The sequence below is a fragment of the Paracoccus beibuensis genome (genome assembly GCF_026162625.1).
GTDB classification, from domain to species: Bacteria; Pseudomonadota; Alphaproteobacteria; order Rhodobacterales; family Rhodobacteraceae; genus Paracoccus; species Paracoccus beibuensis.
Window position 1 is genome coordinate 64,551 of sequence record NZ_JAOTBD010000003.1, and the last position, 13,959, is coordinate 78,509.

General features: G+C 67.0%; 12 protein-coding genes and 1 tRNA gene. 4 read left to right on the top strand and 9 right to left on the bottom strand.

Annotation, left to right across the window (positions count from 1 at the left end):
• Positions 1-31: 31 nt before the first annotated feature.
• The 8 genes from cynS to OC159_RS03185 all read right to left on the bottom strand — a co-directional run bounded on the left by cynS (position 32) and on the right by OC159_RS03185 (position 8,242).
• Positions 32-496: a cyanase gene (gene cynS, locus OC159_RS03150; RefSeq protein ID WP_265499702.1), complete on the bottom strand. Its 465-nt coding sequence runs from the start codon at positions 494-496 to the stop codon at positions 32-34.
• 11 nt (positions 497-507) lie between these two features.
• Positions 508-843: a nitrite reductase small subunit NirD gene (nirD, locus tag OC159_RS03155; RefSeq protein ID WP_265499703.1), complete on the bottom strand. Its 336-nt coding sequence runs from the start codon at positions 841-843 to the stop codon at positions 508-510.
• Positions 840-3,269, bottom strand: coding sequence for a nitrite reductase large subunit NirB (nirB, locus tag OC159_RS03160; RefSeq protein ID WP_265499704.1), 2,430 nt, complete (start codon positions 3,267-3,269; stop codon positions 840-842). Before nirB ends, nirD begins: the two co-directional genes overlap by 4 nt.
• A 14-nt stretch (positions 3,270-3,283) precedes the next feature.
• A complete protein-coding gene (locus OC159_RS03165; RefSeq protein ID WP_265499705.1) occupies positions 3,284-4,489 on the bottom strand; it encodes an MFS transporter in 1,206 nt (401 codons plus the stop codon).
• Between the two features lie 290 nt (positions 4,490-4,779).
• Positions 4,780-5,961, bottom strand: a complete 1,182-nt coding sequence (locus tag OC159_RS03170; protein ID WP_265499706.1) for an ABC transporter substrate-binding protein — start codon at positions 5,959-5,961, stop codon at positions 4,780-4,782.
• On the bottom strand, positions 5,958-6,542 hold the full coding sequence (locus tag OC159_RS03175) for an ANTAR domain-containing response regulator (protein WP_265499707.1): 585 nt from the start codon (positions 6,540-6,542) through the stop codon (positions 5,958-5,960). Before OC159_RS03175 ends, OC159_RS03170 begins: the two co-directional genes overlap by 4 nt.
• Positions 6,543-7,286: 744 nt before the next feature.
• Positions 7,287-7,363, bottom strand: a tRNA-Arg gene (locus OC159_RS03180).
• A 288-nt stretch (positions 7,364-7,651) separates the two neighbouring features.
• Positions 7,652-8,242 carry a hypothetical protein gene (locus OC159_RS03185; protein WP_265499708.1) on the bottom strand — a complete coding sequence of 197 codons (591 nt, stop codon included), beginning with the start codon at positions 8,240-8,242 and terminating at the stop codon, positions 7,652-7,654.
• A 145-nt stretch (positions 8,243-8,387) separates the two neighbouring features.
• Between OC159_RS03185 and OC159_RS03190 the strand changes: the two genes are divergently transcribed.
• Together OC159_RS03190 and OC159_RS03195 are read left to right on the top strand one after the other, a co-directional pair.
• A complete protein-coding gene (locus tag OC159_RS03190) occupies positions 8,388-8,903 on the top strand; it encodes a ferritin-like domain-containing protein (RefSeq protein ID WP_265499709.1) in 516 nt (171 codons plus the stop codon).
• Between the two features lie 28 nt (positions 8,904-8,931).
• Positions 8,932-9,432, top strand: coding sequence for a YciE/YciF ferroxidase family protein (locus OC159_RS03195; protein ID WP_265499710.1), 501 nt, complete (start codon positions 8,932-8,934; stop codon positions 9,430-9,432).
• Positions 9,433-9,497: 65 nt separating this feature from the next.
• Here the strand turns inward: OC159_RS03195 and OC159_RS03200 are convergent, their stop codons facing one another.
• Positions 9,498-10,403 (bottom strand): hypothetical protein, encoded by a 906-nt coding sequence (locus OC159_RS03200; RefSeq protein ID WP_265499711.1) that lies wholly within the window; start codon positions 10,401-10,403, stop codon positions 9,498-9,500.
• 228 nt (positions 10,404-10,631) lie between these two features.
• Between OC159_RS03200 and OC159_RS03205 the strand changes: the two genes are divergently transcribed.
• Both OC159_RS03205 and OC159_RS03210 read left to right on the top strand, forming a co-directional pair.
• A complete protein-coding gene (locus OC159_RS03205) occupies positions 10,632-12,254 on the top strand; it encodes a Na/Pi cotransporter family protein (RefSeq protein ID WP_265499712.1) in 1,623 nt (540 codons plus the stop codon).
• A gap of 100 nt (positions 12,255-12,354) precedes the next feature.
• On the top strand, positions 12,355-13,953 hold the full coding sequence (locus OC159_RS03210) for an ABC transporter substrate-binding protein (protein WP_407674048.1): 1,599 nt from the start codon (positions 12,355-12,357) through the stop codon (positions 13,951-13,953).
• Positions 13,954-13,959: the final 6 nt, after the last annotated feature.

Genomic DNA, 13,959 nt, shown 5'->3' on the forward strand with positions numbered 1-13,959 from the left:
TCGTCCTTCCTGCAGGGGGCCGGGGCGGCCGTTACCAGTTGGCGTAGGGCAGGTACTTGCCCGACATGGTGATGCGGACGCGGTCGCCCTTGGGATGCGGTTCGCGGTCCAGGTGCATCGAGAAGTCGATGGCCGACATGATGCCGTTGCCGAACTCCTCGTTGATCAGCGCCTTCGCGGTGGGGCCATAGACGCCGACGATTTCGTAGAGGCGATAGATGCAGGGGTCGGTCGGGACGGCCTGGTCCCAGACCTTCAGCGGGCTGTCGGTCAGCGGCTCGATCATGCTGTCCGGCAGGCTCAGCAGCGCAGCCAGCGCGCGCGCCTTGTCTTCGGGAAAGGCGTTCATGCCGGTTGCGGCGGAATGCAGCCAGACGGAGGACATGCCGATCGCATCGGCCAGCTGCTGCCAGCTTTGGCCTGCGCGCTTCTTGGCGCGCAGGATCATCGCGGTGGCATCGTCGCGCGTGGTTTCCTCGATGGTGATCCTGGTCATGGGCGGTCCTTTCAGGCGGCCTGGCTGCGGGTCAGAAGGTCGGCCGTGATCAGGACGCGGCCGTCGCTGACCCGGACGGGCCAGGTGCGGACTGTGCCCTCGTCGGCACCCTGCGCCGTGCCGGTGTTCAGATCGAACACCCAGTTGTGCAGCGGGCAGGTGACCTGGTGGCCATGCACGATCCCCTCGGACAAGGGGCCGCCCTTGTGCGGGCAGCGGTCGTCCAGCGCGAAGAGGCGGTCATCGGCGGTGCGGAAGACGGCGACGCAGCCCTCGGCGGTGCGGATCAGGCGGGCGCCCTGCCGGGGGATGTCCTCCAACGAGGCGATATCGACGAAGCGGGTCATTCTGCGGCCTCCAGGGTCAGATCGGCAAGGGGCCCCCATTTGGGGGTTTCGGACGGGGTGGACAGGTCGGCCCAAGGGTCGCGGCGATAGACGGACTGGCTGATCTCGAACCGCTCGACCAGGGCGCGGCGGTTGTCGAGGTCATCGACGACCTGCGCCCTGATCCAGTCGAGGTCCACCTTGTTCATCCACTTCCAGATCCGGTCCAGATAGCGGGCGTGTTCCCGGTAAAGCTGGGTGACGGCCAGGATGATGGCGATGGCCTCGTCCTCGGACGGGGTCGAGGCCAGGTGCTCGGTCTCCCTGACCTCCATCCCCGCCGCGCCGCCGATCGAGATGTTGTAGCCTGAATCGACGCAGACGACGCCGATGTCCTTGCAGGTCGCCTCCGCGCAGTTGCGCGGGCAGCCCGACACGCCCAGCTTCAGCTTGTGGGGCGTCCAGGACCCCCACATCAGCTTTTCCAGCTTGATGCCGAGGCCGGTCGAATCCTGCGTGCCGACGCGGCAGAACTCTTTCCCGACGCAGGTCTTGACGGTTCGCAGACCCTTGGAATAGGCGTGGCCCGAGACCAGCCCGGCGGCGTTCAGATCGGCCCACATGTGGGGCAGGTCCTCTTTCCGGACGCCCAGAAGGTCGATGCGCTGGCCGCCTGTCACCTTGACCATCGGCACGTCGTACTTCTCGGCCGCGTCCGCAATGGCACGCAGTTCGGCGGGCGTGGTGACGCCGCCCCACATGCGCGGGACGACCGAATAGGTGCCGTCCTTCTGGATGTTGGCGTGGTTGCGTTCGTTCACGAAGCGCGACTGGCGATCGTCGCGATAGTCCAGCGGCCATTCGGCCAGCAGGTAGAAATTCAGCGCCGGGCGGCAGGAATGGCAGCCGCCGACGGTCTTCCAGCCCAGTTCCTGCATGACGGCGGGGATCGACTTCAGCCCCATCGACTTGATCAGGCGGCGCACGTCCTCGTGGCTGTGATCGGTGCATTTGCACATGCCCGCGGGCGCGCTGACGACGGCGCCGCCAAGCGTCAGTGCCATGACCTGTTCGACCAGCCCCGTGCAGGTGCCGCAGGACCCGCTGGCCTTGGTGCAGCTGCGCACGGCGTCCAGCGTGGCCGCGCCGTTCTGCACGGCCTGGACGATGGTTCCCTTGCAGACGCCGTTGCAGCCGCAGATCTCCGCCTCAGGCGGCAAGGCTGCAACGGCCGCCATAGGGTCCGGTGCGGCACCCCCTAGGAAGGCCGGGCCGAAGATCAGTGTGTCGCGCATGTCGGCGATGTCGGTGCCGTCCTTCATCAGGCCATAGAACCAGTTGCCGTCACCGGTCTCGCCATACATGACCACGCCGATGATGCGGCTGTCCTGCAGGACCAGCCGCTTGTAAATGCCGCGGCCGGGATCGCGGAAGACGATATCCTCGCGGCCCTCGCCTTCGGCGAAGTCGCCCGCGCTGAAGAGGTCGCAGCCGGTGACCTTCAGCTTGGTCGCGGTCTGGACGGGGCGGAACTCGGCCGCGTGGTCCTGCAGCGTCTTTGCCAGGACCTTGGCCTGGTCATAGAGCGGCGCGACAAGACCGAACAGCTGCCCGCGATGTTCCACGCATTCGCCAAGCGCAAAGATATGCGGGTCGCTGGTGCGCAGCGCGTCGTCCACGACGATGCCGCGCTCGACCTCCAAGTGCGCGTCGACGGCGATGCGGGTCTCGGGACGGATGCCGACGGCCATGCAGACGAGGTCGGCGGGGTAGACGGTGCCGTCCTCCAGCAGCACGGCCTCGGCCCGATCCTCGCCCAGGATCGCCTTGGTCGCGCCCTTGCAATGGACGGTGATGCCACGGCTCTCCAGGTCCTTCTGCAGCAGGTATCCCGCCGCCGGGTCCAGCTGACGTTCCATCAGGTGGCCCATCAGGTGAATGACGGTGACGCGGGCGCCCTGTGCGGCCATGCCTGCCGCAGCCTCCAGCCCCAGAAGGCCGCCGCCGATCACGACGGCATCCTTGCCGGCGGTCGCCATCATCGCCTGCGTGTCCTCCAGGTCGCGATAGGCGACGACGCCGGGCAGGTCCTTGCCGGGCACCGGGATGATGAAGGGCGCGGACCCCGTGGCGATTACCAGCGCGTCGTATGGGGCGCTGCTGTGGTTCGAATGGACCACGCGGGCGTCGCGGTCGATGTGGACGACGGGTTCGCCGAACCGGCAGTCGACGCCGTGGGCGGCGTACCAGTCCGCGTCGTGGGTCACGATCTGGTCGTAGGTCTTTTCGCCCGACAGGACCGGCGACAGCATCAGGCGGTTATAGTTCCCGCGCGGTTCGCCGTTGAACAGGGTCACGTCCCAGGCGTCGGGGGCGGCGTCGAACAGATGCTCCAGCAGGCGGCCAGAGGCCATGCCGGCGCCGATGACGACAAGCTTCTTCTTCATGGCGAAAGCTCCTTTCAGGCGGCTTGCAGGGTGGCGGGGCGGTCCATGCGGCGGACCGAAGCGTGCATCCAGATCGCGCAGGCGGCGACCAGCACGAAGATGACGACGAAGCAGCTGGACCATTGTCCGGTCGCGTCCTTCAGCCAGCCGAAGACCAGCGGCAGGACGAAGCCGCCAAGTCCGCCGATCATGCCGACCAGCCCGCCGACCGCGCCGACGTTCTGCGGATAATAGCTGGGGATGTGCTTGTAGACGGCAGCCTTCCCGAGGCTCATCACGAAGCCCAGCACGAAGATCGCCACCAGGAAGACGGGCAGGGACACGCCGGCCGTCAGGATCGCGGTGGCCGCCAGCGATACGGCGAAGGTCGCGTACATCACCTTGCGGGCGCCGACTCGGTCCGACAGCACGCCGCCATAGGCGCGGAAGATCGACGCGGGGATGGAATAGGCAGCGCCGACCATCCCGGCGGTCTTCACGTCAAGGCCATAGGCGCCGATCAGGTAATGCGGCAGCCACAGTGCCAGCGCCACGAAGGCCCCGAAGCTGAAGAAGTAATAGGCCGAGAAGCGCCAGACCTGCAGGTTCTTCAGCGGCGCGAACTCGGCCCGCAGGCTGCGCTGGGGGGCCGCCTCGCCACGGCGGGCGGCGGTGACGGGGTCGTCCTTGGACAGCAGCCAGAAGAGGATCGCCGTGACCGCCAGCGCGACGGCCCAGATCTGCGCGGTTGCCTGCCAGCCCACCGCGACCATGACGAAGGGCGCTGCGAACTTGGTGACGGCGGCGCCGACATTGCCGACCCCGAAGATGCCAAGCGCCGTGCCCTGCTGCGCGTCCCGATAGAAGCGCGACACATAGGCGACGCCCACCGCGAAGGACCCGCCAGCCACGCCCACGCCAAGGGCGGCGACCAGCATCTGCGGGTAGGTGCTGGCCCAGCCCAGCATGAAGGTGGCCAAAGCGGCGGTCAGCATTGTCAGCGTATAGACGAGGCGCCCGCCGAGCCGGTCGGTGGCCACCCCCAGGACGATGCGGGTCAGCGACCCCGTCAGGATCGGCAGGCCGACCAGGAAACCGAACTGCGTATCGGTCAGGCCCAGTTGCTGGTCGATCTGGATGCCGATGATGGAAAAGATCGTCCAGACGGCGAAACAGACGGTGAAGGCGAAGGTCGACAGGGCAAGCGCGCGGCGCGGGGCCTGCTGCGGAAGGGTGGACATGGAATGCTCCGATGGCTGGCGGTGATCGGACGGCACGGCTCGGGATACCCGCTGGGGCGGGCGGTTGACCGCGCAGTCAAGCTGTCATGAGGTCCGCGTCCTCGCGGAGATCGTGCCGCAGCGTTGCGAGCAGGCATCTGGCGCGCCATTGCGCCCGGCCCATGTCGGAACATTCCCCGCCCGGGCCGCCGCATGCAAGCGCCTGTCCCCGGCAGCCACCGCCCATGGCGGCAAAAACAGAACGGCGCACATCGATTCAGCTACTGGTGCGCCGATTGCCCGATCGGTGGTCAGTTTGTCGACGGTTCCGGGGCCGGAGGTTCGAAGACGAAGCCGTCGAAGAAGCCGTCGGCGCGCAGAATCATCTGACCGCGTTCGGCGGGGACGACGCGGTCCTCGGCAATCGCGCCCTCGACGCGCAGCGATGCGCCGGGCAGGGCGGCCCCGGCTGGTCGAAGGTGCTGGCGATAAAGGTCGGTGCGGAACCGCGCCATGGCGTTCCGCATCGCAGGTTCCGCACCAAGGCCTTGCCGGGTCGCGATCTTGGCGGCGAAGAGGGCGGCCAGGCTTTTCCACGGAAAGCTAGCCGCGCCTGCATTGAAGGCCAGGAAGCCTGGAACGTCGCGTGTCTCGCCCCCTGGCGAGATCAGCAGCAGGCCCCTCAGGCCCCGCTCTGCCAGCTCCGACGGCAGGTCGAGGTAGTCGGGCCGCGACACGATCTCGGCCGCCGTGCCGCGACGGTCGGGTTCGTCCAGCCATCGGCCCGCGCGCCACAGGGCCCGCATCAGCGCGCCGGTCAGTTCCGGCCGCTCCTCGACAAAGTCGTGGCGCAGGACCAAGCCCTTTTCCGGGGGCGCCGACCAGATCGCCGGGCCGGGCAGCAGCAGGGCCGCGATCCCGCGCTCCACCGCGAACGAGGCCCAAGGCTCACCCACGCAGAAGGCGTCGATCTCGTTCGCGGCAAGGGCATCGGCCATCATCGGCGGCGGGACCGTCTTGATCTGCAGGTCCGCGGGCGTGAACCCGCAGGCCGTCAACCAATGGTGGATCAGCTCGACCTGGGTCGAGAACATGAACGGCACACCCACGCGCAGCCGCCCCGCGACCGCACGCCGCAGCGCCAGCCCGGCGCGGCGGGCGTCGGCAAAGTCGAAGCCGTGACCGTCGGTGCGCAGCTGCCGCTCGATTGCGCGGCTGACGGCGACAGCTTGGCCGCCATGCGACAGGAACATCACCAGGTCCAGCGCAGGCAGGCTTGGTCCCAGCCCCAGGGCCTGGCCGATGGGTATCGGTACAAGCATGTGCGCCGCATCGATCAGCCCCGCGCCCAGCATGTCGCGGCTTTGGGCCCAAGCCCCCAGCCGGACCAGTTCCAGCTGCAGCCCTTCCTCGGCGGCGAAGCCCAGTTCATGCGCGACGATCAGCGGCGCCGCGTCGATCAGCGGAAGGTATCCAAGCCGAAGCGGGATCATCGGCCCAGCAACCCGGCGGCCGTCACCAGCTGCTGCGCGATCTCTCCGATGCGCTTGCCCTGATCCATCGCGGTCTTGCGCAGCAGGGCATAGGCCTCGTCCTCGCCGATGCCGCGAGCCTTCATCAGGACGGCCTTGGCGCGGTCGACGATCTTGCGATCCTCCAGCGCGGCCCGGGTGGCGGCCAATTCGGCGCGCAACTGCTGCAGCATGTGGAACCGCGCGATGGCCGCGTCGATGATCGGCTTCAGCCGGTCGGGCCGCAGCCCATCCACGACATAGGCCGAGATCCCGGCTTCGATCGCCGAGCGCGTCAGCTGCTCGTCCGAGCGATCGACGAACATCGCCACCGGCCGTTCCGAGGGGCCGGAGGCCAGCGCCAGCTCCTCCAGGATATCGCGCGAGGGGTTGGCGATGTCGATCAGCACCACGTCGGGGCGCAGCTCCGCCACCCGCCGCGCCAGCGAGGTCTGTTCGGCGATGATCCGGATGTCATGTTCGCCAGCCTCTCCCAGCCCGTCCGCGATGGATTGCGCCCGGTCGGGATCAGGTTCGACGACAACGATCAGAAGCTTTTTCATGGTTCCCGCCCAAGAGAAATTCCGGATGTCACGAGGAACGAAATGACGCAAGTCCGGCGTGCCTTCTGCCCTTGGGTCGGGTGGGTCATGCCCATGATTTCACCAGTTGCCGCTGCTCTCTGTCAGGCGTGCCATGAGGGACGAGCGGACCCGCAGAAGATGTCGGGCGCAGTCGACTTCGGTAGACGTGCGGGGAAGGCTTCACGGCGTCCTGATTTTCCGGAGACGCGGCGACAGCCACAACGACCTTGAAGACGTCGCATCCTTTTCTGCCTCCGTCCCCAACAGGTATCGATGCACTTGGCGATGACGCAGCCGAACGACGGTTCGGCCGGACGGTGCAAGGTTGGCGTTTTCCCGGCTCCCTCGGGCCAAGGAAAGGTCTCCGAAGAGCGGAGGAACTTTGCCTGACCGGCTCGCTCGATCAAGGGGAGCTGCCGGTTCGGAGGTGTTGGACCTCAACATATGCTTGCCCGGTTGCTCGCTTCCCGTGCCCCAAGACGGATCAACGATCGTCGAGTCGGCTGGACGCCGAATGACCGCGGCCGCCGCTCCTGGGATCGACTGGAATCGCCGCGACTACGCCATGTTGTTTTTCGTGCTCTGCAGTTCAACAGGAACCTGTCGCATGAAAGAGCACCACTGTCCGTCATGGCAGTCTGGCTGCTGACGTCTGCCCCCATCTCTTCAGGCCCGTGCCAGAAAACGTCAAGCCGAGGTTCGACGCCGGCTTCTGGCGGTAGGTGGCGCCCACGGGAGGACTCGAACCCCCAACAGCCCGATTAGAAGTCGGATATTCTATCCAGTTGAATTACGTGGGCGCATGCCTTGCAGCTTATCTTGCGAATGTAGGTGGCTGTCAACGTGCGCCGGGACGCACTTGCCGATCCGGCGGCAGGGGGGACAGGTGATGGTGGCGACGCGACGCGCCATTGATGTCGAAGACCGGGCCCGGCTGCTGCCGGTATGCTGCGCCGGCGGTCATGGCGAGTGAACGGCGAACGAATAGATCAGCGCGATGATGACCGCGGCGACCACGGCTCCGATGATCCAGCCGGCGTTCCTCTTCTTGCGGTTCCTCATTGTATCTCCTTCCTCCGGGCGGGGCATTAGCCCGAATCCTCTGCGACATAGCGCCTGGCGCGAGGGGATTGACCGTTGGTGTCGCGGATCAGGCGGCGGTCCTCTGCACCGGTCGGATGCGGGCGGACCGAGGGGCTTTCGTAGGTGTCGGTGTCGTCATCGTCGCGGGGGCTGGTGTAGGCCATGTCGCGGGTCGTGCCGCGGATGCCACTGGGCAAGGCGTCGGTGGTGACGCCGCTCCAGCCCCCTTCGCGCCAATCGGCCTCGCGGCGGTCCATCTCGACCGCGGACGTCGACGACAGGATCGCGATGGCCTGCGTGGCCTCGGCGCCGCTCAGGAGGTCCGCCACCACAAGCGTCGCGCCACGGGATATCGCCTCGGCACAGACATGACGGTCCTGATCGGGCAGCGGGACTCGCGCCAGCGCAGTTTGATCGTCGTCCGCCCCCAGCGACGCCCCGTCCGACGGACCGGAGAGGACCAGGATATGCTGCCCGGACAGCCCGGAGGCCAGCAGCGCCCTGCGCGCCTCTTCGGCGTCGTCGCGTTGATCGAAGACCGCCGTGACAAGGCGATCATGTCCGGAGGACGGGTTTTGGAAAGACCTGTCTGTCATTGTCTCGGCTCCTGGAGGTGCGGAGGTTCCGCGGTCCGCGTCTGCCCTTCAACCACCGTCGCCCGACGATGTTCCTGCCGTGTCAGGCGGGAACATCCGCCCGGCGTGCCGGTTAAGGGATCCGCATTTGCAGGAGATCATCACGATGCCTTCCGATAACGCCGCCGGGGACGTCTTCATCGACGGTCTGCGCAACGCCCACGCCATGGAAAAGCAGGCTCTTTCGATCATGCAGCCGCAGCTCAACCGGCTGGAGCATTACCCGCAGGTTGCCGCGCTTCTGGATCGTCATATCCGGGAAACCGAAGGCCAGATCGCCCGGATCGAGCAGATCCTTGACAGCGCGGGGACCAGCGCCTCGACGCTGAAGGACATGTCGCTGTCGCTGAGCGGCACGATGGCCGCAATGGGCCATACCGTGGCCGGCGACGAGATCCTCAAGAACTCGTTCGCCAACGTCGCCTTCGAGAACTTCGAGATCGCCGCCTACGCCTCGCTGATCGCATCGGCCGAGATGGGCGGCATGTCCTCGGCAGTGCCGCTGCTGCGCCAGAACCTGGACGAGGAAGTGGCGATGGCCTCGGCCTTGCTGGAAGGGCTGCCGGGGGTCACCCAGCAATATATCGGCCTGCGGGCCAGCGGCGAACGCGCCGACGTCTGATATCCATTTCGAAAAAAGGAGTGCCGACATGGCCGACAAGACCCTTGATACCCTGTTTCACGAAACGCTGAAGGACATCTATTACGCCGAGCGCAAGATCTCGACGTCGCTGCGCAAGATGGCGCGGGCTGCCCAGACCGAAGAACTGAAGCAGGCCTTCCAGACGCACGAGGAGGAAACGCAGCACCAGTACGAGCGCCTGGGGCAGGTGTTCGAGATGATCGGCAAGCGCCCCCAGGGCAAGACCTGCGACGCGATCGAGGGCATCATCTCGGAAGCGCAGGAGATCATGGAGGAGTTCAAGGGCAGCCCTGCCCACGATGCCGGTCTTCTGGCCGCCGCGCAGGCGGTCGAGCATTACGAGATCAGCCGCTATGGCACGCTGAAGACCTGGGCGATGCAGCTGGGAATGGACGATGCGGCCAAGCTTCTGGACCAGACGCTGCAAGAAGAGGTGGCGACGGACGAGAAGCTGACGAAGCTGGCCGAGACTGTCGTGAATTCTGCCGCGCAGGGTAACGCCGCCTGATCAGCGAACTGTGGGAAAAACGAACGGCACCGGACGAACATCTGGTGCCGTTTTTCTTTGGTCGCTCAGAGGGCTTCGGCCTGGTCGAGTGCCGCGCGGCAGGCGTCCTCGTCGCCCGCGGCCAGGGCTGTGCGGGCCTCTTCGATCAGCGCATCGCGATCGGCCGAGGATCCGGATGCCATGCCGGTTTCGGAACCTGTGCCGGCGGTCTCGGCCTCTTGCGCGGCGGTCGGGGCTCCATCCTGCTGGTCGGCAGCGTCCTGACCGGACATCGCCACGTCGGTCTGATCATCCGAGCCTTCGGTTTCGAGAGGCGCAAGCGAGCCGTCCTTCGAAATGGCCTCGCCCTCGGCCGCGCCCGTGTCGGATGCCGTCGTGTCGCTGGACATGTCGGTGCTGCCGTCCATCGGCGCGGAACCCGAATCGGCGGCCATGTCGCCCGCCGGAGCGGTCGTCGAAGACCCGCTGCTGCCCGATGCCATGTCGCCGCTGCTGGTCGTGTCCGATCCCGAAGCCATGTCGCCGCCCGTCGTCGCCGTCGAGGTGTTGGCGTCCATGTCGCCCGAAGTGCCGGTCGTGCCGGTCGCCATGCTGTCGGACGCCGTTTCGGCGCCTGCCGACGCATCGCTGCCGGTCGCTCCCGATGCCATGTCACCAGAAGCCGCGCTGGCGCCTGTTCCCGAAGTGGCGTCTGCTGCCATGCCAGTGTCTGGCGCGGTGCCGGCGGTCGTGTCAGCGGGGCTGTCGGCCGCCATGTCGGACGACGCCGCGCCCGATGCGCTGTCCGGCATCTCGAGCGGTGCCAGCGAGCCATCCTTGGAGATGCCGCCGGATTCGCCGGCCGCAGTGGTTTGGCCGGACATGCCGGATTCTCCGGTCATGCGGGCAAGGTCCTCGGCGCAGTCGGCCTGCGCAGCGGTGGCGAGGGCGCAAATGGCGCATCCCGCCATCATCGTCATCTTGAGTGTCATTCTGCTCTCCCGTGAAGCGGCGTTCCCTCCTCCGGGAACAGGGCAAGAACCTCAGCAAGGCTCTAATGTTCCCGCCCCTTCGATGCGACGATGGGATGAGAAAAGCGGCAAAGCCCGGCAGGGGAACCGCGCAAGCATCTTAGGTCTTGATGATCATGGGATTCTGCGTCCTCATCAGAAGTGTCAGCATCCTGCGCACCGCGCGTTCCTGAGAAGAGAGGTGATCGCATGGCCTCCGTTCTTGTCTTCCTGCAGATCGCCGGGGCCGTCGCGCTGCTGTTGTTCGGGCTGGGGCTGGTGCGGGACGGCGTGACGACGGCCTTTGGTCTGCGGCTGAAGACGGCGCTTGGTCTTGGGACGCGGACGGGACCGCGTGCGTTCGCATCGGGGCTGGTGGCGACGCTGGGGCTGCAATCCTCGACCGCGACGGCGCTGCTGACGGCGTCCTTCGTCGATCGCGGGCTGATCCGGGGGCGCATGGCGCAGATCGTGCTGCTGGGCGCCAATGTGGGCACGGCGCTGACGGCGCTGATCGTGTCGGCTGGCATCGGGGCGATGGCGCCGGCGCTGATCCTGATCGGAATGGCGGCCGCACGCCGGGAACGGCCCGCGATCAGCGGCAGCGGCCGGGCGCTGATCGGGCTGGGGCTGATGCTGATTTCGCTCAACCTGCTGGACCGGGGGGCCGCGCCCCTGCGCGAGGCGCCGCAGATGGCGGCCTTCCTGGGTATGCTGGACGCGGCCTGGCCGGTCGCCTTGGTCTTTGCCGCGGGAATCGCCGCGGTCTGCTCGTCTTCGCTGGCGGCGGTTCTGCTGATCCTGTCGCTGGATGTCCCGGCGGCGCTGGCGGTCGTCCTGGTGCTGGGCGCCAATATCGGCGGTGCGATCCCACCGGTGCTGGTGACGCAGCGGGCAGGGGTGGCGGCGCGGCGGCTGACGGTGGGCAACCTGATGGTGCGCGGCGCCGGGTGCCTGGCCGTCCTTCCCTTCGCGGGCGCGGCGGCGGCGGCGCTGGCGCCCCTGAAGATCACCGGTCTTGCGGTCGAGGCGCACCTGGGCTTCAACCTTGCGCTGGCACTGGTGGTCTGGCCCTTTGCCGGCGGCCTGTCGCGGCTGCTGGCCCTGATGCTGCCCGACGAGGCCCCGACCGAGGATCCGACCCCGCGCTGGCTGGATGATGCGGCGCTGGACACTCCACCGCTGGCGCTGGCGGGGGCCAGCCGACAGGCGCTGGCCATCGGCGACGACGTCGCGCGGATGCTGGAACAGACGCGGCTGGCCTTTCGCAAGAACGACCTCGCGCCCCTGGCCGAGGTATCGAAGCTGGAGGACCGGGTCGACCTGCGCCAGCAGCAGGTCAAGACCTACCTCTCGCGCTTGGGGCGCGACGCGGACGAGGACGACCGGCGCCGCTCGATCGCCATCTTGGACTATGTCATCAACCTGGAGCATGTCGGCGACATCATCGAAAAGGGGCTGGCGGCCGAGGTGCGCAAGAAGGTGGGCCTGGGCCTGCGGTTCTCGGACGCCGGGTATCAGGAGCTGGACACGATGTTCCTGATGACCGAGGAGACGCTGAGCATCGCCCAGACCATCTTCATGACCCGCGACCGCGTCCTGGCGCGGCAGATGATGGAGCAGAAGGTCGAGATCCGGAACTTCGAACGCCAATCCGCGCAGCGCCACCTGATCCGCCTGCGCGAGGGCCACAGCCAAAGCCGCGAGACGTCGTCCCTGCACCTGGATTTCCTGCGCGACCTCAAGCGCATCAACGCGCATTTCGTGGCCGTCGCCCACCCGATCCTGGACGAGGAGGGGTTGCTGACCGAAAGCCGGCTGCGCGGCGGCTGACCCCACGGCGTCCCCCTTGCAAGGCCGTGGCGCATGGGTCAACCTGCAAGACATGCAACCCCGCGCCAAGTGGGGACATCGAACAACGGGGATCATCGACATGACTTTCCACCTGACGACGCGGGCCGTGATGCTGGCCACGGCGCTTGCCTTCGCACCCGCGGCCTTTGCCGAAACGCCGGCCGACACGCTGGTCGTGGCCCACACGATCGACGACATCATCAGCCTGGACCCGGCGCAAAGCTTCGAGTTCTCGGGCAACGACGTCAACAACAACACCTATGACCGGCTGGTGGACTTCGACCCCCTGGACCCCGAGGCCGGCTTCCAGCCGGCCCTCGCCGAGAGTTGGGAAGTGTCCGAAGACGGGCTTTCGATCACCTTCACGCTACGCGAGGGCGTGCCGTTCCACTCCGGCAATCCGGTCCGCGCCGAGGATGCCGCATGGTCGCTGCAGCGCGCGGTCAAGCTGGACAAGACCCCGGCCTTCATCCTGACGCAGTTCGGCTTTACCGCCGACAATGTCGAGGAGAAGATCACCGCCGACGGCAACACGCTGACCCTGACGCTGGACAAGCCCTACGCGCCGTCCTTCGTGCTGAACTGCCTGACCGCCAACGTCGCCAGCATCGTGGACCGGGAAACGGTCATGGCCAACGAGCAGGATGGCGATCTGGGCAACGCCTGGCTCTCGACGAACGAGGCCGGTTCCGGCGCCTATGAGCTGGCCGCCTGGCGCCCGAACGAGGCGGTTCAGCTGACCGCCTTCGAGGATTACTGGCAGGGCGCCCCCGAAATGAAGCGCGTCATCATCCGCAACGTCGCCGAATCCAGCGCGCAGCGGCTGCTGCTGGAACAGGGCGACATCGACGTGGCGCGCAACCTGACCCCGACGGATGTGCAGGCGATCTCGTCCGCCGACGGCATCAAGATCGAGGATGAGCCGCGTGGCCGCATCCTCTACATGGGCCTGAACCAGAAGGACGAGCTGCTGTCGAACCCGGCGGTGGTCGAGGCGATGAAGTACCTCGTGAACTACGAGGGGATGGAGCAGAGCTTCCTCAAGGGCCAGTTCATCACGCACCAGACCTTCCTGCCGCGCGGCTACCTTGGCGTGCTCGAGGAACAGCCCTGGACCTATGACGTGGAAAAGGCCCGCCAGATCCTGCAGGACGCCGGCATCGAGGGCGGCACGATCACGACCCGCGTGCGCGACCTGCGCGAATATATCGACGTGGCCCAGACCCTGCAGGCCAGCATGGCCGAGGCCGGCCTGACGCTGGAGATCGAGCAGATGACCGGCGCGCAGGTTCTGGACGCCTATCGTGCCCGCGAGGTGCCGATCTTCCTAGGCGAATGGGGCCCGGATTACTCCGACCCGAACACCAATGCCGCGACCTTCGCCTATAACCCCGACAACAGCGAAGAGGCGAATGCCGTGGGCCTTCTGGCCTGGCGCAACGCCTATGCCGTCCCCGAGGAGATGAACGAGGCGACCGTCGCCGCCACGCTGGAGCAGGACACCGAGACCCGCGCCGAAATGTACAAGGACATCCAGCGCCAGTACCAGGCCGAGGCGCCCATCGTGCCGCTGTTCCAGCGCGTCGAGCAGGTGGGGCTGCAACAGAACATCCAGAACTGGTGGAGCGGCGGGGCCGTCACCTCGGTCATCTACCGCCAGGTGACGAAGGGCGAATAGGCCGTG

Coding starts and splice junctions, on each gene's coding strand:
- cynS (WP_265499702.1), bottom strand. CDS start 496: ATGACCAGGATCACCATCGAGGAAACCACGCGCGACGATGCCACCGCG.
- nirD (WP_265499703.1), bottom strand. CDS start 843: ATGACCCGCTTCGTCGATATCGCCTCGTTGGAGGACATCCCCCGGCAG.
- nirB (WP_265499704.1), bottom strand. CDS start 3,269: ATGAAGAAGAAGCTTGTCGTCATCGGCGCCGGCATGGCCTCTGGCCGC.
- OC159_RS03165 (WP_265499705.1), bottom strand. CDS start 4,489: ATGTCCACCCTTCCGCAGCAGGCCCCGCGCCGCGCGCTTGCCCTGTCG.
- OC159_RS03170 (WP_265499706.1), bottom strand. CDS start 5,961: ATGATCCCGCTTCGGCTTGGATACCTTCCGCTGATCGACGCGGCGCCG.
- OC159_RS03175 (WP_265499707.1), bottom strand. CDS start 6,542: ATGAAAAAGCTTCTGATCGTTGTCGTCGAACCTGATCCCGACCGGGCG.
- OC159_RS03185 (WP_265499708.1), bottom strand. CDS start 8,242: ATGACAGACAGGTCTTTCCAAAACCCGTCCTCCGGACATGATCGCCTT.
- OC159_RS03190 (WP_265499709.1), top strand. CDS start 8,388: ATGCCTTCCGATAACGCCGCCGGGGACGTCTTCATCGACGGTCTGCGC.
- OC159_RS03195 (WP_265499710.1), top strand. CDS start 8,932: ATGGCCGACAAGACCCTTGATACCCTGTTTCACGAAACGCTGAAGGAC.
- OC159_RS03200 (WP_265499711.1), bottom strand. CDS start 10,403: ATGACACTCAAGATGACGATGATGGCGGGATGCGCCATTTGCGCCCTC.
- OC159_RS03205 (WP_265499712.1), top strand. CDS start 10,632: ATGGCCTCCGTTCTTGTCTTCCTGCAGATCGCCGGGGCCGTCGCGCTG.
- OC159_RS03210 (WP_407674048.1), top strand. CDS start 12,355: ATGACTTTCCACCTGACGACGCGGGCCGTGATGCTGGCCACGGCGCTT.